Consider the following 25,552-nt stretch of genomic DNA (forward strand, 5'->3'; position numbering starts at 1 on the left):
GTCCTAGGCTGATCGCATGTCCGACGACCTCGACCCGCAGCAGCTCCCGGACGGCGACCTCGTCGAGGCCGCGATCGCGCTCGCGCGCCGATGGGTCGACGAGGCGGCGGACGTGAAGGCGGACGCGGCCGCGGAGCGGCTCGCCGGCGTGCTGAGGGATCCGAAGGGCCTGCCGTTCACGCTCGGCTTCGTCGACGGGGTGATGCGGCCCGAGAGCCTCGCCGCCGCGGCCGGCAACCTCGCCCGGGTCGCGCCCCTGGCCCCGGGGTTCCTGCCCTGGTACCTGCGCGGCGCCGTCCGCGCGGGCGGCCTCGTCGCGCCGGTGCTGCCCGCCCCGGTCGTCCCGATCGCGCGCCGCGTGCTGCGCGAGATGGTCGGCCACCTCATCGTCGACGCCCGCCCCGAGAAGCTCGGCCCCGCGCTCGCCGCGCTGCGGGAGGACGGGGCGCGCCTGAACCTCAACCTGCTCGGCGAGGCGGTCCTCGGCGAGCAGGAGGCGGGACGACGCCTCGCGGGCATCCGCGAGCTGGTGGAGCGGCCCGACGTCGACTACGTGTCCGTCAAGGTGTCGGCCATCGCGAGCCGCCTGTCGATGTGGGCGTTCGACGAGACCGTCGAGCACGTGGTGGAGCGGCTGCGCCCCCTGTACCTGTCGGCGGCGTCGCACGGCACGTTCCTCAACCTGGACATGGAGGAGTACCGCGACCTCGACCTGACGATCGCGGTCTTCGAGCGGCTGCTCGACGACCCCGAGCTGACGACGTACCGCGCGGGGATCGTCCTGCAGGCCTACCTGCCCGACGCGTTGCCCGCCCTCGAGCGCCTCACCGACTGGGCGACGGCGCGGGTGGACGGCGGCGGGGCCCCGGTCAAGGTGCGGCTCGTCAAGGGCGCGAACCTCGCGATGGAGCGCGTGGACGCCGCCGTCCACGGCTGGCCGCTCGCCACCCACGGCTCGAAGCTCGACACCGACGCCGCCTACCTGCGGTGTCTCGACCACGCGCTGCGCCCCGAGCGCACTCGCGCCGTGACGGTGGGCGTCGCGGGGCACAACCTGTTCGACATCGCCTATGCGTGGCTGCTCGCCGGCGAGCGGGGCCTGCGCGGCACGGGAGCCGGCGCGACGTCGGCCCTGGAGTTCGAGATGCTGCTGGGCATGGCCCAGGGGCAGGTGGCGGCGGTCTCCCGCGAGGTCGGGCCCGTGCTGCTCTACGTGCCGGTGGTGGCCCCGTCCGAGTTCGATGTCGCGATCAGCTACCTCGCGCGTCGCCTGGAGGAGAACGCGTCGGGTGAGAACTTCCTCTCGGCGGCGTTCGGGATGCACGAGGACGACGCGCTGTTCGCGCGGGAGCGCGACCGGTTCGTCGCGTCGGTCGCGCGTGCCGCGGACCCCTCGCTGCCCGCGGGCCCGAACCGTGAGCAGGACCGCGCGGACGTGCCGTCGCCCGAGGAGATCGCGGCGGCGGGCGACGACGACATGACCCAGGTCGCGCTGGACATCGCCCGGGGGTCCGGCTCGTCCGCCGTCGCGACGGCGGACGACACCGTGGCGCTCGAGCCCGCCGACGAGTTCCGCGCGGTCGCGGAGGCGGACGTCGTCGAGACCGCGGTGTTCGCTCAGCGCGAGGTGGGCGCGGCGGCGGGCGCCCCGGGCTTCCGGAACGCGCCGGACACCGATCCCGCCCTGCCGGACAACCGTGAGTGGGCTCGTCAGATCCTCGCCCGGATCCCGTCGTCGACCGCCGGCGACGCGACGGTCGCCGCGGCCCTGGTCTCCGACGCGGACGCCCTCGAGGAGATCGTCGCCCGCGTCCGGGCCGCCGGGGAGGAGTGGGGCCGCCGGCCGGCCGCCGAGCGCGGCGGCATGCTGCAGCGCGCCGCGCGCTCGCTCGAGGCGCGCCGGGCCGAGCTGATCGAGGTGGCCGGGTCGGAGACGGGCAAGGTCTTCGCCGAGGCCGACGTCGAGGTGAGTGAGGCCGTCGACTTCGCGAACTACTACGGCGCCACCGCCCGCGAGCTCGACCGCGTCGCGGGCGCCGTGTTCGAGCCGTCGCGGCTGACGGTGGTGGCACCGCCGTGGAACTTCCCCGTGGCGATCCCGGCCGGCGGGGTGCTGGCGGCGCTCGCCGCGGGCTCCGGAGTGGTGTTCAAGCCCGCGCCCCAGGCGCGCCGCTGCGCGGCGGTGGTCGCCGAGGCGCTGTGGGATGCGGGCATCCCGCGCGACCTGCTCGCCCTCGTCGACATCGCCGAGGGCGACGGCGGGCCGGACGACCTGGGCCGGCGGCTGATCGCGCACGAGACCGTCGACCGGGTGATCCTGACCGGATCGTTCGAGACCGCGCGGCTGTTCCGCGGCTGGCGGCCCGACCTGCCGCTGCTCGCCGAGACCAGCGGCAAGAACGCGATGATCGTCACCCCGTCCGCCGACCTCGACCTCGCGGCGGCCGACCTGGTGCGCAGCGCGTTCGGACACGCCGGCCAGAAGTGCTCGGCGGCGTCGCTGGCCATCCTCGTCGGCCCGGTCGGCCGCTCCCGGCGCTTCGCGAGACAGCTCGTCGACGCGACCCGCTCGCTGCGCGTCGGCCCTCCCTCCGACCCGCTGTCGGAGATCGGGCCCGTGATCGAGGTGCCCTCGGGCAAGCTCGAGTGGGCGCTGACCACCCTGGACGACGGCGAGCAGTGGCTCGTGCAGCCCCGGCCGCTGCGCGACACCGGCTGGGACGCGGCGGAGGGCGACGGCAGGTTCTGGACGCCCGGCATCCGCACGGGCGTGCAGCCCGGATCGCGCTTCCACCGCGAGGAGTTCTTCGGCCCCGTGCTCGGCGTGATGCACGCCCCCTCGCTGGCGCGGGCGATCGAGCTGCAGAACGCCGTCGAGTACGGGCTGACGGCCGGTCTCTACACGCAGGACCCCGACGACCTCGAGGAGTGGCTCGAGACGGTCGAGGCCGGCAACCTCTACGTCAACCGCGGCATCACCGGCGCGATCGTGCAGCGCCAGCCCTTCGGCGGCTGGAAGCGGTCGTCGGTCGGCGCCGGCGCCAAGGCGGGCGGGCCGAACCACCTGATCGGGCTCGGGTCGTGGCGGCCCTCGTCGGGAGGCCCGTCCGGCAAGGCGCTGCAGCTGCGGGGTCTCGACACCCGCATCGTCGCGCTGATCGAGGCGGCCCAGCCCTCGCTGAGCCACGACGAGCACGACTGGCTGCGCCGCGCCGCGCTGTCGGACGCGATCGCGTGGGATCGCGAGTTCGGCAAGGTCAAGGACGTCTCGCAGCTGGGTGTGGAGCGCAACCTGTTCCGCTACCGCCCCGCCGACGTGGCGGTGCGGGCGACCGCCGACGCCACCTGGCAGTCGGTGCTGCGCGTCGCGATCGCGGGCGTCCGCGTCGACGGCGGGTTCACGCTCTCGGCGCCGGTGGGGCTGCCGCAGGCCGTGCGCCGCGTGCTGGGTCAGCTGGGGGTGCCGGTGCACGTCGAGACCGACGAGCAGTGGATCCAGCGCATGCGCGGGCCGGTGGACGCGGCCGCGGCGAGCGGCCCCGACGGCGCGCCGGCTCCGGAGGCGGACGCCGCCGGGGACCGTCCGACCGAGGGCGCGCCGCCCGCCGAGCCCGCGCCGGTGACCGGCACGATCTCCGTGGGACAGCTGATCGGCGACCAGTCGCGGCCGGGGCGGGCGCGCCTGATCGGATCGCGCGAGTCCGTCGCCGCACTGCACGGCGCCCTCGCGGCGGCGATCGGCGGCGACCCCGACCTGGCGGTGTACGCGGGTGACGTGACCACGGCCGGCCGCGTCGAGCTGCTGCCCTTCCTGCGCGAGCAGTCGATCTCGATCACCGCCCACCGGTTCGGCAACCCCGACGCGTGGAGCGCCGAGGTCATCTGACGTCGCCGGACGGGGACGCCGCGTCGCCGGAGCGATCGCGGCGCGTCCGCGCCGCTGCACGATCCAGATGGATCGGCCTCGCGCTGGGAGGGGGCTCCTTCCCGCGCTCGAACGCCCCGATCTGGCCCCGCATCTCCCCGCCCGCGTGGTTCGGACGGAGATCCCGTGTCCTCCGGGGCGTCTCGATGGCATCGCTCCGGTGAAGGCGACATCTCCGTGGGAAGCGCGCGCAGCTCACGATGGGGGCCCCGCGTCGCCCGGGCGGGCGGGCTCCGCGTGCGTCGCCGGGCGCGGCGGCCCGCGGTCGAGCCACTGGCGATAGGCGTCGATCAGGTCGGCGGTGACCTCCAGCTCGTCGGCGAGGAACTCCGCGCCGGAGCCCAGGCGCTCGGCGCGCTCGTACGCGTCGGCGGAGATCAGCAGGCGGGCGGCGTACAGATCGGCCTGCCGCTCCTGCGCGGCCGTCGCCGCGGAGAGCGCCCCGGGCGCTCCGACGTGGCGGTGCCCGTAGTGCGCGTGCCCCAGCTCGTGGGCGAGGACGCATCGTCGTTCGACCGGGGTCAGCCGCGCGTCGAGCAGGATGCGCCGCTGCTCGGGCAGATAGGCGCCCAAGAGGTCGCCGGGCAGGTGGGCCGTGGACACCTCGAGCCCGGACTCGGCTGCGAGTCGGGTGAGGTCGTCCATGGCGGGCTACTCCGCGTGAGGGGGATCGTCGACGCGTCGACGGCCGCGCTTCGCGGCGTGGGGGAGGTCCGTCACGGAGAGGCCGTCGACAGCGTCATTCTGCTCCTCGTCGACCACCGGCGCGTCGCCGCGGTGCGCGGGCTGTGGAGAACCGTGCTCGGCGAGGAGACGGTCGTACGCGTTCTGGACGATGACGGCGGGGTTCGCCCCGATCACCTCGCAGGCCTCGCAGACGACGGCGAGCGGGATGCCCACCCTGCCGTTGAGCCACCGGTTGAAGTTGGCCTCCGCGCGGCCCATGAGCACGGCCACCTGCTTCGCCGTGAACGCGCGGGCGGTGATCGCCCCCTTCAGCTCGAGACCGACGAAGCGTGCGAAGGCGGCACTGCGCTGTGGGTTGGTCGTCATGCGCGCAATTATTGCAACGGGCATTCCGATTGCCCATATGGGCAAAGGGCCTTGCGCTTGACAACTGACTGTGCGGTCATCAAAAGTGTCTATATGGACAGTCCTCCCGCGGCGCTGGTAGGCGGCAGGGTGCGGCACCTGCTCCGGGAGGCGGGGTGGTCCCAGCGCGCGCTCTCGCGCGCGACGGGCATCGCCTACGCCACGCTCGGACGGAAGATCGCCGGCCGCTCGGAGTTCACGATGGGCGAGCTGCTCGCGGTCGCGGAGGCGCTGGCCGTCTCGCCCGCCGTGCTCGTCGACTCGGGCGCGCGGAGGTCCTCCGACACGACCGGCTGAGCCGCCGGGCAGACGGCCGCGACGGGTCGAGCCGCGGCCCCGCGCCCGCGCCGACGAAGCCGCGGGCGCGGGGTTCGAACCGGGCACTCGTCCTCCGCGTCGCGCGCCATGCCGCGTGAGAGAATGTGACCGGCGTGCCCGTGCCGCTGGCGTCTCATCGCTCCGCCGGGCCCCTGGACAGCGTCCGCCGCACGTTCACCTGAGCATGAAGCCGCAGAGGAGCACGATGTCCGACATCGCACCCGCCCGCATCCCGCACAAGCGTCGCTACCTGATGTGCCGTCCCGAGCACTACACCGTCAGCTACTCCATCAACCCCTGGATGGAGCCCGCCAACCCCACCGACACCGCCAAGGCCATCGCGCAGTGGCAGCGGCTCTACGACACCTACGTCGAGCTGGGGCACGAGGTCGAGCTGATCGACCCGCTCGAGGGCTACCCCGACATGGTCTACACCGCCAACGGCGGCTTCCTGATCGACGGCATCGCCTACGGCCCGGAGTTCCGCTACGTCGAGCGCCAGGGCGAGGCGCCCGCCTTCATCGACTGGTTCCGCGCGAACGGCTACGACACGCGGGCACCCGAGGAGGTCAACGAGGGGGAGGGCGACTTCCTGCTGGCGGGCGACGTCGTCCTGGCCGGCACGGGCTTCCGCTCGACCGGCGACAGCCACGGCGAGGTCGCCCGCATATTCGGCCGGGAGGTCGTGAGCCTGACGCTCGTCGACCCCCGCTTCTACCACCTCGACACGGCGCTCGCCGTGCTCGACCCCGTCGTCGAGCCCGGCGCGGAGCCGGGCGTCGCGTACCTGCCGCACGCGTTCGACGAGGCCAGCCGCGCCGAGCTCGAGCGCCGGTTCCCGAACGCGATTCTGGTCTCGGACGAGGACGGCGCCGTGTTCGGCCTGAACTCGGCCAGCGACGGGTACAACGTGATCATCTCGCCGCGGGCGAAGGGCTTCGAGGTGCAGCTGCGCGAGCGCGGCTACAACCCGATCCTGGTGGACCTGTCGGAGCTGCTGCTCGGCGGCGGCGGCATCAAGTGCTGCACGCTGGAGCTGCGTGGCGCGGCGGGCGCGGGCGAGGAGACCGCGTGACGGCCGCGCACGAGGCGCACGTCGCCCACAACTACCACCCGCTGCCCGTCACCGTCGCCGAGGGCGAGGGGCGTGGGTCACCGACGCCGACGGTCGGCGCTACCTCGACATGCTGTCGGGCTACTCGGCGCTCAACTTCGGACACCTGCACCCCGAGGTGGTGCAGGCGGCGCAGGAGCAGCTCGGCCGGCTCACGCTGACGAGCCGCGCCTTCTTCAACGACCGGCTCGGCCCGTTCACGGACGCGCTCGCCGCCCTGTGCGGCAAGGACCTCGTGCTGCCGATGAACACGGGCGCGGAGGCCGTCGAGACCGGCATCAAGGTCGCCCGCGCCTGGGGCTACCGCGTCAAGGGCATCGCGGACGGCCGGGCGAAGATCGTCGTCGCCCTCGGCAACTTCCACGGCCGCACCACGACGATCGTCGGCTTCAGCGACGACCCGCAGGCGCACGACGACTTCGGGCCGTACGCGCCGGGGTTCGTCGCCGTGCCGTACGGCGACGCCGACGCCCTCGAGGCCGCCATCGACGACGACACCGTCGCCGTGCTGATCGAGCCCATCCAGGGCGAGGGCGGCGTCGTGATCCCGCCGGACGGGTACCTGCGCCGGATCCGCGAGGTCACGACCGCGCGCGACGTGCTGTTCATCGCCGACGAGATCCAGTCGGGGCTGGGCCGCGTCGGCGAGACGTTCGCCTGCGACCGCGAGGGCGTCGTGCCGGACGTGTACCTGCTCGGCAAGGCGCTGGGCGGCGGCATCCTGCCGGTCTCCGCGGTGGTCGCCGACGAGGACGTGCTCGGGGTCATCCGGCCCGGCGAGCACGGCTCGACCTTCGGCGGAAACCCGCTGGCCGCGGCCGTCGGCCTGAAGGTCGTCGAACTGCTGCAGACGGGGCGCTTCCAGGAGCGCTCGCGTCAGCTCGGCGAGCACCTGCGGGCCGGCCTCGAGAGGATCGAGGGACTCACCGCCATCCGCACCGCCGGACTCTGGGCCGGCGTCGACATCGATCCCGCGCTGGGCACCGGCCGGGAGGTCGCCGAGCGGCTGCTCGCCCGCGGCGTGCTGGCCAAGGACACGCACGGCCAGACCCTCCGCATCGCGCCGCCGCTGGTGATCCGCGCCACCGAGATCGACTGGGCGCTCGAGCAGCTCTCCGTGGCGCTGAAGGGCTGAGGCGGCCTCCCGCCGCGGCCTCCCGCCGCGCCGCGTCGGCATGAGCGACGGAGATCTGCACGGATTCGGATGGATCCGCGCGATCCGGTCCGAATCCGTGGATATCTCCGCGTGCGCGGCGGCCGGCGGGGCGGCTCGGGGCCGGTGGTCAGCCGACCGTGACCGTGCGCTCGTGCCAGCCGGTCGCTCCGTCGGGCGCGGGCGGCGCCTGGTCGGGCGTCTGCGTCTCGCCGTCCGCGCCGATCGCCCGGCAGCGGATGACGTGCTGCCCGGGCTCCGCGGTCCACGGCAGGCTCCACTGCACCCACGTGTCGTCCGAGATCGCCGGCGCGAGATCGGCGGACCGCCAGGCCCCGTCGTCGATCTGCACCTCCACGCCGTCGACGCCCACGTGCTGCTGCCAGGCGACCCCGGCGACCACGGCGTCCCCCGCCTCGACGCGGTCGCCGCGGCGCGGCACGTCGATGCGCGACTGCAGCTTGATCGGCCCGCGCTCCGACCAGCCGCGGGTCGTCCAGTACGCGGTCTGGGCATCGAAGCGCGTCACCTCGAGCTCGACGACCCACTTCGTCGCCGACACGTAGCCGTACAGTCCCGGCACCACCATCCGCACCGGGAACCCGTGCTCGGGCGGCAGCGGCTCGCCGTTCATGCCGACCGCGAGGAGCGCGTCGCGCCCGTCGGTGAGCGCCTCCAGCGGGGTCGAGGCGGTGAAGCCGTCGGTCGACCGCGACAGCACCATGTCGGCGTCGGCGGCGGGCGCCGCGCGGGCCAGCAGCTCCCGGGTGGGGTAGCCCAGCCAGAGCGCGGTGCCGATCAGGTCGCCGCCGACCTCGTTGGAGACGCACGCGAGGGTCGTGCGGCTCTCCTCGAGGGGCAGCGCGAGCAGCTCGTCCCACGTGAGGGTCACCTCGCGCTCGACGAGGCCGTGGATGCGCAGGCTCCAGTCGGCCGGGTCGACCTGCGGGACGACGAGGGCGGTGTCGATCCGGTAGAACTCGTCGTTCGGGGTGATGAGCGGCGCGATGCCCGGGACGTCGAGCGCGGCGCCCGCCGGGATCGCGGGGGCCGCGGAGGCGGGGGCCGGCAGGCGCAGCGCGTCGCGCACGACGGTGACGGCGGCCGCGCCGGCGCGCGAGAGCTGCGCACCGGCCGCGGCGAGCAGGCCGAGGGCCGTGGCGCCGCCGGCCCAGACGAGGAAGCGACGACGGTCGATGCCGCCCTGCACCGGCTCGTGGCCGCGCGGCCGCCCGGCGATCCGGACGAGGGCGCGCAGCACCCATGCCGCCGTCACGCCGGCCACCGCCGACGGCAGCCAGGCCATCGCCGTGGCGTCGGCCCGGGTGACCGCCGTGGCCAGGCCGACGCCGCCGAGAGCTGCGGCCAGCACCGCGCCGAGCGGAGGGCGCCGCGCCTCCAGCAGCCCCGCGCCCGCCGCGATCGCCAGCAGCACGACCGCGATCAGGACGAGCAGCGCCGCCTTGTCCGCGGTGCCGAACAGCGCGATCGCCGCGTCCTTCACGGCGGGCGGCGCGAGGTCGATGAGGGCCCCGCCGATCGTCCCGAACGGGCTCGAGGCGGAGGCGAACAGCGCCGCGGCGAGCTCGCCGAGCCCGGCGCCCGACACGGCGGCGGCCACGCCCGCGGCGGCGGCCCGGGTCCTGCTGCCGTGCTGGTCGTCCATGGGCCGAGGGTACGCCGCCGTGGGCCGCGGGATCTGTTCCCTCCGTCGCGAGCCGTGTCCCACTTCGCGCCGCTATGCGCCATCCCGTGTCCCAGTTGTGGCCCGAGTCGCGGGTGGATAACGGCCGCAACTGGGACGCGGGCTCGTGCGGCCGGGGATCAGCGGGGCGGGAAGCGCGCGTCGAGCCACGCCAGCAGGTCGGCGCGGACCTCGGCCTGGGCGACCTCGTTGAAGAGCTCGTGACGCGCATCCGGGTAGACGAGGGTCGTCACGTCGTCGAGGCCGCCCCGCTCGCGGTAGGCCCGGGCGAGGCGGTGCACCGAGAGGGGGCCGCCGACCGGGTCGTCCCGCCCCACCATCAGCAGCACGGGCACGTCGTGCCCGGCGGCCGCGCGCAGGCCCCGCCGGGGGCGGCCGTAGAGGCGCGCGGCGTCGACCGGGCCGAACAGGCGCAGGAGCGGTGTGGTCGTCGTGAGGGGGTCGTCGAGGAACGCCCGCCCGACGGCGGGGTCGGTCGACAGCCACTCCGTGCCCAGCGCGTCCGGTCCCTTCCACCGCGCGTTGAGCGGTGCGGCGTTCAACGACAGGGGCGTGCGCAGCGCCGACCCGGTGAGGATCGCCGCGTCGTAGGCGTCGGGATGGCGGTCGAGCAGCATCTGCGCGAGGAAGGACCCCCACGAGTGCCCGAGCAGGATCAGCGGGACGCCCGGGTGATCGTCCCGGATGACGCGGGTGAGGCGCCAGCAGGCCTCGACCGCCGCGGGGAGGCCGCCGACGCCCAGGCGACCGAGCCGCGACGCGTCGCCGCCGTGCTGCCGCATGCCCGTGCGGCCGTGGCCGCGGTGGTCGTCGGCGTACACTGTGAAGCCGGCCGCCGTGAGCGCCCCGATCACGGCGGCGTAGCGGCCGGCGTGGTCGCCGACGCCGTGCAGCAGCTGCACGACCCCGCGCGGCGCGTCCGTCGTGGGGGCCGAGGCCGGGTGCACGTCGTAGACGATCTCGACGCCGTGGTCGTCGGCGAAGGTCCGCTCCTCCGAGCGGGAGCGCGCGTCCGGGTGATCGTGGTCGGAGGGCATGGCCCGATCCTGTCACCCTCCCCGCCGAACGAGGTCGAGCGGGCGGGGCCCACGTCGTCCTCCGAGGTGCGTCCGCCCCCACGACGTGGTCGGGAGACGGCCGACAGATCCTTACCAGAACTAATGAGTTAGGATAAGGATATATGCCTGACCTCTCCTCCGACGCCTCCGAGATCCGCTCGGCCACGTTCCGCCTGGCGCGACGCCTGCGCCAGCAGCGCGCGGTGAAGACCATGTCGGACGGGCAGTTCGCCGTGCTCGTGGCGCTGAAGCTGCACGGCCCGCACACGCTCACGACGCTCGCCGAGCGCGAGGGCGTGACGGCCCCGTCCATGAACAGGACCGTCAACCACCTCGAGGAGGAGGGCTACCTCACGCGCCGGCCGGACGAGGCGGATCGCCGCAAGGTCAACATCGAGATCACCGAGTCGGGCCGCTCCGTGATCGACGAGACCGTGCACCGTCCCGACGAGTGGCTGGCCCGCCTCCTCGCCGAGGTGCCCGCCGAGGACCGCGCCACGCTGCGCGACGCCGCGCGGATCATCCTGGAGGTCATCGAGCGATGAGCGCGATGTTCCGGTCCTTCTCGTCGTTCAACTTCCGCGTCTGGTTCATCGGCGCGCTCGTCTCCAACATCGGCTCGTGGATGCAGTCCACCGCGCAGAGCTGGGTCGTGCTCACGCAGCTGACCGACAACGACGCCGGCGCGATGGGCGTCACGATGGCGCTGCAGTTCGGGCCGCCGCTCGTGCTCGTCGGCTGGTCGGGCTGGGTGACCGACCGGTTCGACCGCCGGCGCATCCTGATCGTCACGCAGGTCGCGCTGCTCGCCCTGTCGATCGGCATCGGCACGCTCCTGCTGCTCGACGTCATGACGCTGCCGCTGATGTACTGCTTCGCGCTCGCGATGGGCCTGGTGGTGGCCTTCGACAACCCGGCCCGGCAGGCGTTCGTGTCCGACCTCGTGGCGCGCGAGAACGCCTCCAACGCGGTGGCGTTGAACGCCGCCTCGTTCAACGGCGCCCGGATGTTCGGCCCCGCCGTCGCCGGCCTGCTCATCGTCGCGGTCGGCACCGGCTGGGTCTTCCTCATCAACGCCCTCACGTACCTCGGCATGATCGTCGCGCTCCTCGCGCTGCGCACCGGCGAGCTCATCCCGCGCACGATGGACACGGCCTCGACCCGCCTCGCCGACGGCTTCCGCTACGTCGCGCGGCGCCCCGACCTGCTGGTCGTCTTCGCGATGGTGTTCCTGATGGGCGCGCTCGCGATGAACTTCCCGATCTTCGCGTCCACCATGGCGCTCGAGTTCGGCGAGGAGGCCGACGGCTTCGGCCTGCTCAGCTCGATCCTCGCGATCGGATCTCTCGCCGGGGCGCTGCTGGCCGCGCGGCGGGCCCGCGCGCGCCTGCGCGTGGTGATCGTCGCGACGGGGGCCTTCGGCGTCGTCACGATCATCTCGTCGACGATGCCCGTCTACTGGGCGTACGCGATCTGCCTCGTGTTCGTCGGGTTCACCACGGTCACCACGCTGACCACCGCGAACGGCTACGTGCAGACCACCACCGACGCGAGCCTGCGCGGTCGCGTCATGGCGCTCTACGTGGCGATCCTGATGGGCGGCACGCCCCTGGGGGCGCCGGTGGTCGGCTGGGTCGCCTCCGAGTTCGGCCCGCGCACCGCCCTCCTCGTGGGAGCGGCCGGCGGCCTGGCGGCGTGCGCCATCGGCCTCATCTGGGTCACCGCGTCCGGCCGCCTGCACCGGCGCGACGAGACCCGGTTCCGGTTCGAGCTCGACGAGACGCGCCCGATCTCGATCATCACGCGCGCGCAGCCCATCGTCACCCCCGAGGAGTTCAGCGACCAGGCGGCCGAGACCACGCCGATCCGCCTGGTCGACGACGAGGACGACGACCTCGACGACGACCGGGTCGCCGCCCGCCGCTGAGCCCGGCCCGCTTCCGCTGACCGGAAACGGCGCCTCGACGTCGGCGACGGGACGGGAAGGATGGGTCCACCGTCGCGTGCACGCGGCGGCCTCGACGAAGAGGGAGGGCACACGTGCCGGGATTCACAGGGCGCGACATGCGCAGCAACCTGCCGCCGACCTCGGCGCTCGGCATCGCCCGCCGCGCGCACTGGCGATCGCTGGGCATCCCGGTGGAGGACCTCACGCTGCCGAAGGTCGCGATCGTCAACACCTCGAGCGACCTGGCCGCCTGCTACGCGCACCTCGACGACATCGTTCCCGTCCTCAAGCGGGAGCTGCGCGAGCTCGGCGTCATCCCGTTCGAGATCCGCACCATCGCGCCGTCCGACTTCGTCACGAGCGCGGGACGCGCGGGACGGTACATCCTGCCCAGCCGCGACCTGATCGTCGACGACATCGAGGCGGCGGTCGAGGGCGCCAAGCTCGACGCGATGATCTGCCTGTCGTCGTGCGACAAGACCACGCCCGGGCACCTCATGGCCGCCGGGCGGCTGGACATCCCGACCGTGGTGATCCCGTGCGGCTACCAGCACTCGGGCCTCGCCGAGGGGCGCGAGGCGGACGTCGAGGAGGTCTTCCTGCTCGCCTCGAAGGCGGCGGTCACGGGCGGGCCGACCGCCGACCTGGAGGAGCTGGCCGACGACGCGATCCTCGGCCCCGGCGTCTGCGCGGGCCTCGCGACCGCCAACTCGATGCACATCATCGCCGAGACGATCGGCCTGGCGGTCGCCGGTTCCGCGCCCGTGCGCGCCAACGGGGAGCGCATGTGGGACAGCGTGCGCCGCTCGGCCGCGGCCCTCGTGAACGCGCTCCAGGAGGACATCCGGCCGCGGAGCATCATCACGGCCGGGTCGATCCGCAACGCCGTCCGCGCAATGCTCGCGGTGGGCGGGTCGATCAACACGATCAAGCACCTGCAGGCCATCGCGATCGAGGCGCACGTCGAGGTCGACGTCTGGGAGGAGTTCCGCACGCTCGGACGGGAGACGCCGCTTCTCGCATCGGTGCGACCGAACGGCCCGGCGCTCACCGAGCAGTTCGAGGACGCCGGCGGCGCCGCCACCGTGCTGCGCGAGCTGCTGCCCCTGCTCGACGGCGACCAGCTCACCGTGACGGGCGACACGATCGCCGAGCGGGCGGCGGCGGCGCCGTCCGCCGACGGCGAGGTGATCCGCTCGCTCGACGACCCGTTCGGCACCGACCCGGCCATCACCGTGCTGCGCGGCACCCTGGCGCCCGGCGGTGCGGTGGCCAAGCGGCCCGTGCCCGATCCCGGCCCCCGCCGCTTCACCGGCCCCGCGCGCGTGTTCGGCAACCGCGAGGAGGCCATCGCGGGCATCTCGAGCGGACGCCTGCGCGAGGGCGACGTCGCCGTCATCCGCGGCATCGGCGTGCAGGGCGCGCCGGGCATGGGTATGACCAGCGCGTTCATCTTCGCGCTGCACGCCCGCGGGCTGCAGCACAGCGTCGCGCTCGTCACCGACGGGCAGTTCAGCGGCCTCGTGAACCAGGGCGTCACGGTCGGGGAGGTCTCGCCCGAGGCGGCGGCCGGCGGCCCCCTCGGCAAGGTGCGCGACGACGACCCCATCGAGATCGACCTCGCCCGCGGCACCCTCGACCTGCTGGTCGACCCCGCGGAGCTGGCGGCGCGAGCTCCCTTCGAGCCCCCGGAGGACCGCGACACGGGCGGCGGCCTGCTCGACCAGTACGAGGAGCTCGTGCAGCCCCTCAGCTGCGGCGCCGTGCTCTGCGCCCGCCGCGACGCGGGCCTCTGCGAGCGCGAGGGCGACCCGGCGCTCGCGGCCGGATAGCCCGCATCCATGTCTCACGTCGGCCGGGAACGCGGCCGTCTCGCCCGACCGACGGGAGACATCGTCCCCGACCTGAACCGAACGAAGGAGGTGCCATGACCGGCACGATCCACCTGCCCGCCGCCGAGGTCCCCGTCATCGGCGAGTACGACGTCGTCGTGATCGGCGGCGGCCCCGCGGGCCTGTTCGCCGCGATCGCCGCCGCGCGACAGGGGCTGTCCACGCTGATCGTCGAACGCTACGGGTTCTTCGGCGGCGCCGGCACCATGGGCGGCCTGTCCACCTTCTGCGGCCTGCACGCGCGCGTGCACGGCGAGGATCTGCGGGTCGTGCGCGGCTACACCGACGAGCTCGTCGAGAGGCTCGAGGCGATCGACGGCATCAACGAGCCCCACCTGACGATCGAGGACCGCATCATGGCGGTGTCCTTCGACATCTCGGCCTACAAGATCGTGGCCGACGAGATGGTCGTCGACGCGGGCGCCGACATCCTGTTCCACGCGTCCGCGGTCGACGTCGTCATGGCCGACGAGAGGCGGATCGGCGCCGTCGTCCTCGAGTCGAAGTCGGGTCGCCAGGCCGTGCGCGGGCGCATCTTCGTCGACGGCTCCGGCGACGGAGACGTCGCCGCCTGGGCGGGGGCGCCCTACGAGCGGGCCGAGCGGCTGCTCTACCCGTCGATCATGTTCCGCATCAACGGCGTCGACCCGGCAGCGGCCGGCCCCGCCTGGCGGACGGTGCGCGAGCGGATGGAGGCGGCCGAGGCCGCCGGCACCCACACCTTCCCGCGCAAGAAGCCGATCGTGCGGCCGCAGCGCAATCCGATCGAGTGGCGCTCGAACGTCACGCAGCTCAGCAACGAGGACGGCACCGCCGTCGACGGCGTCGACGTGCACCAGCTCACCCGCGGCGAGCTGCAGGGTCGCCAGCAGGTGAAGGACGTCTTCGCGTTCATCCGGCAGAACACCCCCGGGTTCGAAGGCTCGTACGTGGTCGACATCGCGCCGCAGATCGGCATCCGCGAGACGCGGCGGATCGTGGGGGAGTACCAGCTGACCCAGGACGACGTGCTCGACTGCGTGGACTTCCCCGACACCATCGGCGTGAACGGGTGGCCGACCGAGGCCCACGTGCAGGGCGACGTGCAGTTCCTCTTCCCCCGCGCCGAGGACAGCCGAGGCTTCCACCAGCTGCCGTACCGGATGATCGTGCCGCAGAAGGTCGAGAACCTCTTCGTGGTGGGGCGCTGCGCGTCGATGACGCAGGGCGGGCAGTCGTCCGGCCGCGTCACCGGACCGTGCTTCGCGATGGGCCAGGCGGCCGGCACCGCCGCCGCGATCGCGCTCGCCGCGGGCGTGGCGGTCGGCGACGTGGACATCGCCGAGCTGCAGGCGCGACTGCGCGCCGACGGGGTCTATCTCGGCACCGATCTCGCCGCCGACGCGCCCGTCGCTGTCGCGCACGCGTAGGGCGGGGCCCGGGCCCGACGCCGGCCCCGGGCGGGCGCGCGGACGGTCTCAGTCGGCCTGGGCGGTGATCGCCGGCATGCGCACGTCGATCACCGCCGCGCGGCCCCGCTCGACCTGGGCGAGCGCCTCGCGCAGCGCCGGGGCCAGCTGCTCGACCTCGGTGACGACGGCGCCCCATGCGCCGCCCGCCGCGCTCGCGATGCCCGCGAGGTCGGTGTGCTGGCCGAGGTTCACCCAGTAGCGGTCCGACGTGTCGGCGACGCCCCCGGCGAACTGCCCCTGCAGGCTCTGCTTCGTGGCGTTCCATCCGCCGTTGTCGAGGATCACCGTCACGAACGGCGTCCGGTAGCGCTGCGCGACCCAGTACGTGGACGACGGCACGGACAGCTGGTAGGTGCCGTCGCCGACCAGGGCGACGATGCGGCGACCGGGATGCGCGAGGGCGATCCCGATCGCGCCGCCGCCGATCCAGCCGAGCGACGTGCCGCGGTTGCCGTAACGCGTTCCCGGATGGATGCGCGGCACGTGGACGTGGACGGTGTCGTTCGCGGTGATGGTCTCGTTGAGCACGATCACGTCGTCGTCGAGCTCGTCGGACACGATCGCCGCCACCCGGGCGGGGGTGAGACCGGGCGCGGCGTCGAGGGCGGCTCGCGCGTCCGCATCCCGGCGCGCACGCAGCCGGGCCGCCCGCTGCTCGCGCCGCTCCCGCTCGGGGAACGCGAGCGGCCGGGCCGCGGTGGCGTCGAGCAGCTGCCGCAGCACCGTCGCGCCGTCGGCGCCGACCACGTGCTGCGCGGGCATGTTCCAGAACGGCAGCTGCGACTTCAGGGGGTCGGCGTCGACGTAGTGCACGCGCGCGTCGTCCGCCGGGCGGTGGCGGGTGTGCACCCACGGCACGTCCGAGTCGAGCACCAGCACGACGTCGGCATCCGCGACGACGTCGTCGAACGCGTACCCCGCGTGCAGCGGGTGCGTCGCGGGGAAGCTCAGGTTCGAGCTCGACGGCTCGACCACCGGCAGCACCAGCCGCTCGGCGAGCTCGACGAGCAGCCGCACCGCGTCGGTGTCGCGCCCCAGGTGCGAGGTCACCACGAGCGGCCGCTCGGCGGACAGCAGGTCGGCGACGATCCGCTCGAGCGACGCCGCGTCGGCGGCGGAGGGGGCGACGGGCGCCCAGTGCCCCGGGTCGAGCGCGCGATACGGCGCCGTCTCGGCCAGCACCTCGCGCGCCCCCGTGACGTACACGGGCCCCGCGGGCGCGCTGCGGGCGATCTGCAGCGCGCGGTGCACCACCCTCTCCGTGTGCTGCGCCGTGCGCAGGTCGTACATCCACTTCGCGTACGGGCGCACGAGCGCGTGCTGGTCGGGCACGTCCTGCTTGAAGTTGACCGGCGCGTTGCGGCTGCCGGGCAGCTCCCCGTCGGTCGTGTACGGCGTGAGCCCGGCGAAGATCAGCACGGGCACCTCGGCGCGGGCCGCGTTGTGCACGCTGCCGCCGAGGTTCGCCGTGCCGACGTCGTTGTGCACGAGCACCGCCTGCGGGGCGCCGGTGGCGAGCGCCATGCCGTGCGCCGCCGACAGGGCGGTGAACTCGTGCGGGCAGAGGATGACCGCCGGCCGCGTCACCCCCGCCTCGTGTCGTGCTGCCAGCGCCTCGATGAACGCCGGATGGTCGCTGCCGAGGTTGGCGAACAGGTGCGTCACGCCGTGCGCCTCGAGCGCGCGCAGGAACAGCTCGGCCGCGTTCAGCCGGTCGTCGTCTACCGGTGCCATGAGGGCGGGCGTCTCCTAACGGGCAGGGGGCACGGGGTGCACGTCGATGCTGTGGAACTCGAGGTACTCGTCGAGGCCCGCGGGGGAGTTCTCCCACCCGATGCCCGACTGCTTCACGCCGCCGAACGGCACGAGCCGGAACGCGTCGGGCGAGAGCACGTGGCCGTTGACGAACGTCACGCCGGCCTCGATCCGCGACGCCACGGCGAACGCGTGGTCGGGGTCGGCGGACCAGACCGACGAGCCGAGGCCGTACTCGCTGTCGTTGGCCATCGCGATCGCGTCGTCCTCCGACCGGTAGGACACGACCGGCAGCAGCGGCCCGAACTGCTCGACCGTGACCAGCTCGTCGCCGTGGTCGGCGTCGGGCACGAGAGCCGGCCGCAGGTACCAGCCGTCCTCCCAGGGCGTCTCGTCGACGGGCGCGCCGAGCTCCAGCACGCTGCGTCCCGCCCGCCGGGTGCGCTCCGCCAGCGCCGAGACGCTCTCGAACTGCCGCGCGTTGTTCACCGGCCCCATCGTGGTGCGGGGGTCGACGGCGTCGCCGATCGCGAGCGCGTCGACGCGCGCGCGCAGCCGGTCGGTGAAGTCGGTGGCCGCGCGCTCGGGCACGTAGACCCGCTTCACGGCGTAGCAGATCTGGCCGGCCCGCCGGAACGCCGTCTGCGCGATGCGTTCGGCGGCGAGGTCGAGGTCGGCGTCGTCGAGCACGACCGCGGGGTCGTTGCCGCCGAGCTCGAAGTGCACCCTCGTGAGCCGGTCGGCCGCGGCGCGCATGATGTGCCGAGCGGTCTCGCCGCCGCCGGTGAACGACACCTTCCGCACCACCGGATGCGCGATGAGGGCCGACCCGGTCTCGCCCGCGCCGTTGACCACCGACAGGAGGTCCTCGGGCAGCTCCCCGGCCAGCAGGCCGAGCAGCCGGGTGACGGCGAGCGGCGCGAGCGGCGACGGCTTGACGATCACGGCGTTGCCCGCCACGAGGGCCGGCCCCACCTTCTGCGCCGCGAGGCCGAGCGGCGCGTTCCACGGCACGATGCCCGCGACCACGCCGAGGGGACGCCGTCCCACCCGGATGCGGCCGCCCCCGGCCGTGTCGTGCTCGTCCGCGTGGTCCAGCGTCGCTGCCAGCTCGGCCGCCGCGCGCAGGAGGTGGGCCGCTCCGCCCGCCTCGCGCGTCGCCTCCGCGACCGGCACGCCGGCCTCGCGGGCGAGCAGGACGCCCAGCTCGTCGGCGGAGGCCTCGATGCGCGCGGCGGCCCGTACGAGGGCGTCCGCCCGCGCCGCGGCGGGCTCGGCGGCCCACCCGCGCTGCGCGGCGGCGGCGGCGCGGGCGGCGGCGTCGACGTCGGCCGCCGACGCCTCCCGTACCGTGCCGACGACCTCCGAGCGGCGGCTCGGGTTGCGCACCTCCAGGTCAGGCAACCGCCAGCTCCCGCTGCGTGTACACCGACTCGTGCCACGGGATGAAGAACCTCTTCGACTCGTTCACGATCAGGTACAGGCCGAGGCCGATCACCGACAGCAGGCCGATGATCGCGAACATGCGCGGCGAGTCGAGCGCGTTCATCGCCGTGACGACCATGGCCCCGAGGCCGCGGTTGCCGCCGATGTACTCGCCCACGATCGCGCCGATGGTGGCCAGCACGATCGCGACCTCCATGCCGGCGAACAGGTACGGCATGATGCCGCGCATCTCGAGCTGGCTGAACGTCTGGATGCGGTTGGCGTTGAGGCTCTGCATCACTTCGCGCTGGCCGCGCTCGATCGAGCGCACGCCCAGCAGCACGTTCAGCATCACGGGGAAGAACGCCAGCAGCGTGGCGAGGACGATCTTGGAGGTGATGCCGAAGCCGAACCAGATCACGAACAGGGGCACGAAGGCGACCTTCGGCACGACCTGGCTGATCACGATCAGGGGCCGCAGGCTCACCTCGAGCCACGGGATCTTGCCGAGGACCACGCCGACCAGGACGCCGGTGACGACCGCGATCAGGAAGCCGGTGACGATGGCCGTCACGGTCAGGCCGACGTTCTCCCACGTGTCCGGCTCGCCGAGCATCTGGACGCCCGCGACGGACACGTCGAGCGGCGAGGGGAAGATCAGCGAGTTGACGCCGCCGATCGTGACGGCCAGCTGCCAGGCGACCAGCAGCAGCACGACGAGGCCGGGGGTCGTGACCCACGGCAGGATCCGCATGAGCTTGCGACGGTTCATCTCAGTATTCCTCGTCGATGTCGCTGCGCAGCTTGCGGACGATGTCGTTGAACGCCGGCTCGGTCTGCAGGTGGATGGAACGCGGCTTGTCGAACGGCACGTCGACGATCTGCCGGATGCGTCCGGGGCGGGGCGTGAGGTGCACGACCCGGTCGGCGAGGAAGACGGCCTCGGGGATGTCGTGCGTGACGAACACCACGGTCGCCTGCGTCTCGAGCGCGATGCGCTGCAGCTCGAGGTTCATCTTCTCGCGGGTGAGGGCGTCGAGCGCGCCGAACGGCTCGTCCATCAGCAGCATGTCGGGCTCCACGCTGAGCGCGCGGGCGATCGAGGCGCGCTGGCGCATGCCGCCGGACAGCTCGCGCGGGTACGACTTCTCGAAGCCGGCGAGGCCGACCAGCTCGGCGAGCTCCGCCGCGCGGGCGCGGCGGGTCCTCTTGTCGACGCCGCGCAGCTTGAGCGGCAGCGCGATGTTGTCGAGCACCGAGAACCAGGGGAACAGGTTGCTCTCCTGGAACACGAAGCCGAGCTTGGTGATGACCGAGGAGTCGACGAAGCCGTCGCGCCACAGGCCGTTGCCGTCCACCTCGATGGATCCGGCGGTCGGCGCGAGCAGGCCGCCGATCATGCGCAGGATGGTCGTCTTGCCGCAGCCCGATCGACCGATCAGCGCGACGAACTCTCCGCGCTGGATCTCGAGGTCGACGCCCGAGACCGCGTGCGTCGTGCCGGAACGGGTGTGGAAGTCTCTGCCGAGGCCGCGGATCCGCAGCCGCGGCGTGGCGGTCGCCGCGGCGGACGGCACGTCCGCGTTCTGGGTGATGCTCATCGTCGAGGGTCGCCCTTCTGGTGTGAGCCGCCGTCGGCGGCGTCTCGTTCGCCGGGGCGTCGGTGCCGCCGGCTTTGTCAGTGAATCGGGGTGGGAGAGGGGATGCGCCCGCCTTTTCGACGAGCGGAAAGGGTCTGGGCGACCGGTCAGCGCCGCCCGGCGAGGGCGCGGCTGATGCCGCCGGCCGCGACGCGCACGAGGTGCACGGCGTCCCGCTCGGCGGTGTCCTCGTAGCGGACCACGAGCGACAGCGACGCGATCACCGCGCCGCCCGGGGCGATGATCGGGGCCGCGACCGCCCGGTACTCGGGGTTGAGCTCGGGGCCGCTGGTCGCGAACCCCTGCGCGTGCACCTGCGCGAGCTCGTGGTGCACCTCGTCGAGCGACGGCAGCGCGTCGTCGGCGTCGGCGAGCGCGCGGATGGTCTCCTCGCGCTCGGCCGGCGGCGCATAGGCGAGCAGCACCTTTCCGGTGGCCGACATGTACATCGGCAGCCGCCCGCCCACGCGTCCGCGGTGCAGCACCTGCTTCGGGCTGTGGAAGCGCTCCACGAACACCACCTCGAGCCCCTCCCGGATGGCGAGGTGCACGCTGTAGTGCGTGATCTCGTACAGGTCGTGCATGAAGGGCCGCGCCACGCGCGACAGCGCCATGGAGCGCGGCGCGAGGGTCGACACCTCCCACAGCCGCAGCCCCACGTGGTAGCGCCCGTCTCGCTCGCGCTCGAGGGCTCCCCAGGCCGTGAGACGGTCGACGATGCGGTGCGTGGTCGCGATCGGCAGGCCGGCGTGGCGGCTGATCTCCGACAGCGTCTGCCGTGTGCGGTCGTGCCGGAAGGTGTCGATGACGGACAGCGCGCGATCGATCGAGCGCGGCACCTCCGGCTTCGCCGCCGCCCCGCCCGCCGGAGCCGCGCCGGCCGAGCCGCCTCCCGGCTCGGGGTCGGCGTCTGTCATCTCGTGCATCTTCAGCATCGTCGCCTCCGAGGTGTCGGGGCCTCGTCGCCCCGGATGGGTGGGGACCCGCGGCGTCGTCGCGCGGGATCCCCGTGGTCACCCTAGGTCGGGCCCGGTCACTCGACCAGGTCGAGCTCGATCCACTGGGTGGGGTCGCCGTCGTCGACCATCCCGGCGCCGTTGAGGATCTCGTAGGATCCGGTCCACTCGTCCATGCTGTTCTGCAGCAGCGGGGTCGAGCCGTCGCCGATCCACGCGGTCGTGCGCAGCGTCTCGAGAGCCGCCTTCGCGATCGCGTCGTCCTGCAGGTTGGCGAAGCTGTACTTGCTGCGCAGGATCTCGAGGGTCTCGTCGAGATCCTCGTCGTCGATCATGAACTGCACCGCCTCCTTGATGGCGGCGAGGAACGCCTTCACGGTCTCGGGGCTCTGCTCGAGGTACTCGGGCGTCGCCACGTACGTCTGCACGTCGGGCGTGCCGTCGAGCCCGGCGGGGCTGGTGACGGCGTCGTCGTTCGCCGCGGCGATCGCCTCGGCGGTGTCGAGGCTCACGATGTAGCCGTCGAGCTGGCCCGCCCGCACGAGGTCGAAGGTGGCGGGCCCGACGCCGACCACCTGGCGGTCGACCGACTCGGGGTCGACGCCGGCATCGGCCAGGGCGAGGTCGAGCATCTTCTCGCTCGTGCCCCCGACCGAGCCCATGCCGAGCGTGGTGCCCTCCAGGTCGGCGGCCGACTCGATCGGGTTCGACTCGTGCGACACGACCTGCAGGATGCTGTTGTGCATCATGGTGCCGACGGCCGTGATGGGCTGGCCGTCCACCATCGGGGGCATCGAGTCGACCGTGCTGAGACGTGTCACCTGCGCGGCGCCGCCCAGCACGCTCTGGATGGCGACCGGCGTGCCGTTCACGGGCTCCAGCGTGACGTCCAGACCGTGCTTCTCGAAGAAGCCCCCCGCGTCGGCCATCATCTCGGGCGCGAAGGTGAGCGACTCGAGCGGCAGGAAGCTCACGTACGTGAGCGCCACCGGGTCGCCCGAGCCCGGGTCGCCGCCGGATGACGCTGCACCACCCCCGTCCGCGCAGGCCGAGAGCGCGAGCGCCGCGGCGGCGAGGCCGGTGCCGACCACGGCGCGCAGGCGCGCACGGCGGTCACGGGGGAAAGGTGAGGTCATCGTCGAACTCCTCCTGGATCGGGCGGCCCGCCTCATCGCGGGGCTCCGTCGCCAATATCGCAACGGCGCGACGGCCCGTTCCGGATGGTTTCACTCAGCGGAAACCGGGCGCATCCGGATCTTCCCATGAACGGAAGCGGCCCCCTCCCGATGAGTGGGAGGGGGCCGCTTCGCGGGCGTCGTCCGGTCAGCCCGCCTCGACCTTGCTGTTCGAGAACGGGTTCTGCCGCGGCGGGTTCAGCGTGAAGATCTCCACCACGCTCGACACCCCCGCGTTGTCGGCGCCCGCCACGACGATCTGCACCGACGACGGATCGCTCAGCAGGGCCACGTCGTCCGGGGCGTCCGTGCCGCTGGCCGTGTCGGGCATCGAGTCGGGATGCACCGCCGAGAGGCGCCACCGCGTCTTGTGCGACAGCGCGTCCTTGCCCACCGCGGCGAGCTCGTCGCGCGAGCGCCGGGCGTGTGCGAAGACGAACTCGCGCAGGTCGTCCTTCGACCAGCCGGCGTCGGCGAACAGCTGGGCGTGCTCGGGCACCAGCACCAGCAGGGCGCTGGTGTACTCGTGGATGAGCGCACCCGTGCGGCAGATGCTGTCGACGAAGTCGAGAGCGAGCTGCTCGGGCGTCATCGTGTGCCGCGCCTCGATGTGCAGCACCGACCGGATCACGAAGGCGGTGACCACGCTGTCGGACGCCTCGAAGCCCGACTCGGTGTGCAGGCCGGGCCACGGGCTCTGCTCCTCGTTCTCGCCGATCAGCGCCGAGTACTTCGAGGGGTTGCCCTGGGTGGCCTGGTCGAGCTTGTGCGGGCGCAGGCCGAACACGTTGATGCAGCCGAGCCGGATCGCCCGTCCGATCGTCGCGTTGGCGCGGTGACCCGAGCCGTAGATGTTGCCTCGGCTGTTGACGCCGAGCTGCTCGCGGGCCGGTCCGTTCAGCACCAGGAACGGCGCGGTGCCGGTGGTGGACTGCCAGATGCCGCGGGCCGGGTGCGGCTCCTTCGCGATCGCCTCCCAGGCGGCGACCACCACCGGGAAGTACTCGGGACGGCAGCCCGCGAGCGCGGCGTTGATCGCGGCGAGACGCACCGTCATGTCGCGGTTCAGGTGCGCGATGCGGAACAGCACCTCGTCGGGGGCGCGCGTCGTGGTCGCGAGGAAGTCCTGCAGCAGCGACTCGGTGACGGGGACGACCGGCAGGCCGTCCGTCCACTCGTTCACCCAGTAGTGCTCCTGCGCCTCGCGCACCTGGTCGGCGTCGACCTCGGCCGGGGAGTCGGTGATCGTGCTCATCTGCGTGTCCCCTCAGTCCTCGACGCCCAGGATGCGGACGATCTCCGGGACCACCTGACGGGCGCGCTCGCGCACCTCGTCGCCCGACAGGCTCGCCATCGGGTGCTGCACCGCGGCGAAGTCGAAGCCGGGGAAGCCCTGCACCGTCGCCATCGCCTGCCCCGACGGGTAGAACGCCGAGGACACGATGCTGACGGTCGGCACGCCGGCGCGCTCGAACAGGATGCCGTCGGCCACGGTGGCCGCGCTGCACGAGCCGCAGTCGCCGACCGCGGTCACGACGATGTCGGAGTCGGCCACGATCTGCTCGAGCAGCTCCTCCTTCACCGGGGTGCCGAAGTAGTCCTTGGTGTAGAGCCGGGCGGCGCCCGCCCCGTACTGCTCCTTCAGGAGCTTCGAGATCTCCTCCAGCAGCTGTGTGGCGTTCACCTTGGTGTTGTCGAGCAGGCCGACCGAGAGCCCGCGCAGGCTCGTCGGCCGGGGCGAGAGCGTGCTCTCATCGGATCGCTCGTCCATCCCGGTGGGATCGAGCAGGGCTTCCATCGTCATCGCGGTACCTCCACACTGAGTTGCTGTCCGACCGGACCGTCGTCGGCCGGTTCGCTGCCCGCGGCGCCCCTGTCGACGCCGGTCGCAGGCCGCCGGGCGTGCGGGCGGCCAGCGTCAGTGAAGCACCGCGCCCGCGGCACCGCGCCCGCGTTTTTCGGCGTGCGGAAATCCGGGCGGCGCCCCGCCCCGCGCGGGCAGATCGGCCCGCGACGGTCGTCCTCGGGCGGATCCTCGCCGTTCTCGACCGATTCGCCCGCTCTCAGGCGGAGGAAGCGAGCGCGCGCCGGCGGGTCAGGCCTCGCGGGTGATGGTGACCGTGACGTAGAGCTCGCTCTTGAACGGCCCGGCGTACACGCCGCGCAGCGGCGGCACGTCGTTGTAGTCGCGGCCGTGCCCGACGCTCACGTGGCGGTCGCCGATCTCGACGCCGTTCGTGGGGTCCCAGCCCTGCCATCCGCCGGCCCACCACTCGATCCACGCGTGGGACTCGCCCGTGACGGGCTCGCCGATGTCGGCGTCCGGTCGCGGGTGCAGGTAGCCGGACACGTAGCGGGCGGGCACGCCGACGGAACGCAGCGCTCCGAGCGCGATGTGCGTGATGTCCTGGCAGACGCCCTTGCGCGCCTCCCACGCCTCCGCGGCGGTGGACTGCACCCCGGTCACGCCGGGCATGTACTCCACCGCCTCTCCGATGGCCGCGGCGATCTCCTGGGCCGCCTCGCTCGGGTTGTCGTGGCGGTCGGCGATGACCCGCGCGATCTCGGCCACCTCGGCGTGCGGCCGAGTGCGGTCGGTCTGCCCGCGCAGCTCGACCGTGTCGATCGACCGATCCGCGTCGGCAGCGAGCCGGTCCCACGTGATGTCCGGATGCCGCACCGGGCGCGGTCTCACCTCCACCAGGCTGCGCGACACGATCCTCAGCTCCTCGTGCGGCGACAGCACGTCGAACGACGTCACGCGCGTGCCGAAGTAGTCGACGTAGGCGTTCACGGCGGCCGCCGGATGGATGTCGAGCCCGGACGACAGCACGAACTGGCTGTCGGTCACGCCCGGCAGCATCCGCGCCTCGTTGTAGGACGCGGTCACCGCTCCGGCGTAGCGGAAGCCGGTCTCGTGCTCGATCCGCAGGCGCTTCACGTCC

At 73.3% G+C, this 25,552-nt stretch carries 20 protein-coding genes and 1 pseudogene; 8 read left to right on the plus strand and 13 right to left on the minus strand.

The genetic code is table 11. The features are described 5' to 3' along the window. Positions 1–16 precede the first annotated feature (16 nt). Positions 17–3,886 (plus strand): proline dehydrogenase family protein, encoded by a 3,870-nt coding sequence (locus K5S26_RS14505; RefSeq protein ID WP_221859449.1) that lies wholly within the window; start codon positions 17–19, stop codon positions 3,884–3,886. Positions 3,887–4,120: 234 nt separating this feature from the next. Here K5S26_RS14505 and K5S26_RS14510 read toward each other — a convergent pair whose 3' ends face one another. Both K5S26_RS14510 and K5S26_RS14515 read right to left on the minus strand, forming a co-directional pair. After that, positions 4,121–4,570, minus strand: coding sequence for an ImmA/IrrE family metallo-endopeptidase (locus K5S26_RS14510; RefSeq protein WP_221859451.1), 450 nt, complete (start codon positions 4,568–4,570; stop codon positions 4,121–4,123). A gap of 6 nt (positions 4,571–4,576) precedes the next feature. After that, positions 4,577–4,978: a hypothetical protein gene (locus tag K5S26_RS14515; protein ID WP_221859453.1), complete on the minus strand. Its 402-nt coding sequence runs from the start codon at positions 4,976–4,978 to the stop codon at positions 4,577–4,579. 93 nt (positions 4,979–5,071) lie between these two features. On the opposite strand from K5S26_RS14515, the gene K5S26_RS14520 reads away from it, so the two are divergent. From K5S26_RS14520 to rocD, 3 genes and pseudogenes are all read left to right on the plus strand, one after another. Beyond that, on the plus strand, positions 5,072–5,314 hold the full coding sequence (locus K5S26_RS14520) for a helix-turn-helix domain-containing protein (protein ID WP_221859455.1): 243 nt from the start codon (positions 5,072–5,074) through the stop codon (positions 5,312–5,314). Between the two features lie 226 nt (positions 5,315–5,540). Further along, positions 5,541–6,410 carry a dimethylargininase gene (gene ddaH / locus K5S26_RS14525; RefSeq protein WP_246604055.1) on the plus strand — a complete coding sequence of 290 codons (870 nt, stop codon included), beginning with the start codon at positions 5,541–5,543 and terminating at the stop codon, positions 6,408–6,410. Then, positions 6,359–7,584 (plus strand): annotated as a pseudogene (gene rocD / locus K5S26_RS14530) (ornithine--oxo-acid transaminase). Before ddaH ends, rocD begins: the two are co-directional and overlap by 52 nt. Positions 7,585–7,732: 148 nt before the next feature. On the opposite strand, the gene K5S26_RS14535 reads toward rocD, so the two are convergent. Both K5S26_RS14535 and K5S26_RS14540 read right to left on the minus strand, forming a co-directional pair. Beyond that, the gene (locus tag K5S26_RS14535) at positions 7,733–9,268 is read right to left on the minus strand and encodes a molybdopterin-dependent oxidoreductase (RefSeq protein ID WP_221859459.1); all 1,536 of its coding nucleotides are present in this window, start codon (positions 9,266–9,268) and stop codon (positions 7,733–7,735) included. Positions 9,269–9,426: 158 nt separating this feature from the next. Next, on the minus strand, positions 9,427–10,344 hold the full coding sequence (locus K5S26_RS14540; protein WP_221859461.1) for an alpha/beta fold hydrolase: 918 nt from the start codon (positions 10,342–10,344) through the stop codon (positions 9,427–9,429). A gap of 143 nt (positions 10,345–10,487) precedes the next feature. On the opposite strand from K5S26_RS14540, the gene K5S26_RS14545 reads away from it, so the two are divergent. From K5S26_RS14545 to K5S26_RS14560, 4 genes are all read left to right on the plus strand, one after another. Beyond that, positions 10,488–10,910 (plus strand): MarR family winged helix-turn-helix transcriptional regulator, encoded by a 423-nt coding sequence (locus K5S26_RS14545; protein WP_221859463.1) that lies wholly within the window; start codon positions 10,488–10,490, stop codon positions 10,908–10,910. A 5-nt stretch (positions 10,911–10,915) separates the two neighbouring features. After that, on the plus strand, positions 10,916–12,292 hold the full coding sequence (locus tag K5S26_RS14550) for an MFS transporter (protein WP_221859553.1): 1,377 nt from the start codon (positions 10,916–10,918) through the stop codon (positions 12,290–12,292). A gap of 113 nt (positions 12,293–12,405) precedes the next feature. After that, positions 12,406–14,145: a dihydroxy-acid dehydratase gene (locus tag K5S26_RS14555; protein WP_221859464.1), complete on the plus strand. Its 1,740-nt coding sequence runs from the start codon at positions 12,406–12,408 to the stop codon at positions 14,143–14,145. A gap of 95 nt (positions 14,146–14,240) precedes the next feature. Then, entirely contained in the window at positions 14,241–15,614 is a 1,374-nt protein-coding gene (locus K5S26_RS14560) for an FAD-dependent oxidoreductase (protein ID WP_221859466.1), read from the plus strand. A gap of 48 nt (positions 15,615–15,662) precedes the next feature. Here K5S26_RS14560 and K5S26_RS14565 read toward each other — a convergent pair whose 3' ends face one another. From K5S26_RS14565 to K5S26_RS14605, 9 genes are all read right to left on the minus strand, one after another. Continuing rightward, on the minus strand, positions 15,663–17,390 hold the full coding sequence (locus K5S26_RS14565) for a thiamine pyrophosphate-requiring protein (protein ID WP_221859468.1): 1,728 nt from the start codon (positions 17,388–17,390) through the stop codon (positions 15,663–15,665). A gap of 15 nt (positions 17,391–17,405) precedes the next feature. Further along, positions 17,406–18,815 (minus strand): aldehyde dehydrogenase family protein, encoded by a 1,410-nt coding sequence (locus tag K5S26_RS14570; RefSeq protein WP_221859470.1) that lies wholly within the window; start codon positions 18,813–18,815, stop codon positions 17,406–17,408. Beyond that, positions 18,808–19,608, minus strand: a complete 801-nt coding sequence (locus tag K5S26_RS14575) for an ABC transporter permease (protein WP_221859473.1) — start codon at positions 19,606–19,608, stop codon at positions 18,808–18,810. The genes K5S26_RS14570 and K5S26_RS14575 overlap by 8 nt, the downstream gene beginning before the upstream one ends. Position 19,609: 1 nt before the next feature. Continuing rightward, entirely contained in the window at positions 19,610–20,437 is an 828-nt protein-coding gene (locus K5S26_RS14580) for an ABC transporter ATP-binding protein (protein WP_221859475.1), read from the minus strand. A 146-nt stretch (positions 20,438–20,583) separates the two neighbouring features. Then, positions 20,584–21,393, minus strand: a complete 810-nt coding sequence (locus K5S26_RS14585) for an IclR family transcriptional regulator (protein WP_221859477.1) — start codon at positions 21,391–21,393, stop codon at positions 20,584–20,586. A 116-nt stretch (positions 21,394–21,509) separates the two neighbouring features. After that, positions 21,510–22,568: an ABC transporter substrate-binding protein gene (locus K5S26_RS14590; protein ID WP_221859479.1), complete on the minus strand. Its 1,059-nt coding sequence runs from the start codon at positions 22,566–22,568 to the stop codon at positions 21,510–21,512. Between the two features lie 187 nt (positions 22,569–22,755). Further along, positions 22,756–23,862: a hypothetical protein gene (locus K5S26_RS14595; protein ID WP_221859481.1), complete on the minus strand. Its 1,107-nt coding sequence runs from the start codon at positions 23,860–23,862 to the stop codon at positions 22,756–22,758. A 12-nt stretch (positions 23,863–23,874) separates the two neighbouring features. Then, on the minus strand, positions 23,875–24,411 hold the full coding sequence (locus K5S26_RS14600; protein ID WP_221859483.1) for a UGSC family (seleno)protein: 537 nt from the start codon (positions 24,409–24,411) through the stop codon (positions 23,875–23,877). A 291-nt stretch (positions 24,412–24,702) separates the two neighbouring features. Next, complete coding sequence (locus tag K5S26_RS14605; protein WP_221859484.1) at positions 24,703–25,548, minus strand: transglutaminase family protein; 846 nt, start codon at positions 25,546–25,548, stop codon at positions 24,703–24,705. Between the last annotated feature and the right edge of the window lie 4 nt (positions 25,549–25,552).

Source organism: Microbacterium marinilacus (assembly GCF_019753765.1).
Taxonomy (GTDB): Bacteria; Actinomycetota; Actinomycetes; order Actinomycetales; family Microbacteriaceae; genus Microbacterium; species Microbacterium marinilacus.

Coding starts and splice junctions, on each gene's coding strand:
- K5S26_RS14545 (WP_221859463.1), top strand. CDS start 10,488: ATGCCTGACCTCTCCTCCGACGCCTCCGAGATCCGCTCGGCCACGTTC.
- K5S26_RS14560 (WP_221859466.1), top strand. CDS start 14,241: ATGACCGGCACGATCCACCTGCCCGCCGCCGAGGTCCCCGTCATCGGC.
- K5S26_RS14580 (WP_221859475.1), bottom strand. CDS start 20,437: ATGAGCATCACCCAGAACGCGGACGTGCCGTCCGCCGCGGCGACCGCC.
- K5S26_RS14515 (WP_221859453.1), bottom strand. CDS start 4,978: ATGACGACCAACCCACAGCGCAGTGCCGCCTTCGCACGCTTCGTCGGT.
- K5S26_RS14510 (WP_221859451.1), bottom strand. CDS start 4,570: ATGGACGACCTCACCCGACTCGCAGCCGAGTCCGGGCTCGAGGTGTCC.
- K5S26_RS14540 (WP_221859461.1), bottom strand. CDS start 10,344: ATGCCCTCCGACCACGATCACCCGGACGCGCGCTCCCGCTCGGAGGAG.
- K5S26_RS14600 (WP_221859483.1), bottom strand. CDS start 24,411: ATGACGATGGAAGCCCTGCTCGATCCCACCGGGATGGACGAGCGATCC.
- K5S26_RS14520 (WP_221859455.1), top strand. CDS start 5,072: ATGGACAGTCCTCCCGCGGCGCTGGTAGGCGGCAGGGTGCGGCACCTG.
- K5S26_RS14585 (WP_221859477.1), bottom strand. CDS start 21,393: ATGACAGACGCCGACCCCGAGCCGGGAGGCGGCTCGGCCGGCGCGGCT.
- K5S26_RS14505 (WP_221859449.1), top strand. CDS start 17: ATGTCCGACGACCTCGACCCGCAGCAGCTCCCGGACGGCGACCTCGTC.
- K5S26_RS14595 (WP_221859481.1), bottom strand. CDS start 23,862: ATGAGCACGATCACCGACTCCCCGGCCGAGGTCGACGCCGACCAGGTG.
- K5S26_RS14565 (WP_221859468.1), bottom strand. CDS start 17,390: ATGGCACCGGTAGACGACGACCGGCTGAACGCGGCCGAGCTGTTCCTG.
- K5S26_RS14575 (WP_221859473.1), bottom strand. CDS start 19,608: ATGAACCGTCGCAAGCTCATGCGGATCCTGCCGTGGGTCACGACCCCC.
- K5S26_RS14590 (WP_221859479.1), bottom strand. CDS start 22,568: ATGACCTCACCTTTCCCCCGTGACCGCCGTGCGCGCCTGCGCGCCGTG.
- K5S26_RS14550 (WP_221859553.1), top strand. CDS start 10,916: ATGTTCCGGTCCTTCTCGTCGTTCAACTTCCGCGTCTGGTTCATCGGC.
- ddaH (WP_246604055.1), top strand. CDS start 5,541: ATGTCCGACATCGCACCCGCCCGCATCCCGCACAAGCGTCGCTACCTG.
- K5S26_RS14535 (WP_221859459.1), bottom strand. CDS start 9,268: ATGGACGACCAGCACGGCAGCAGGACCCGGGCCGCCGCCGCGGGCGTG.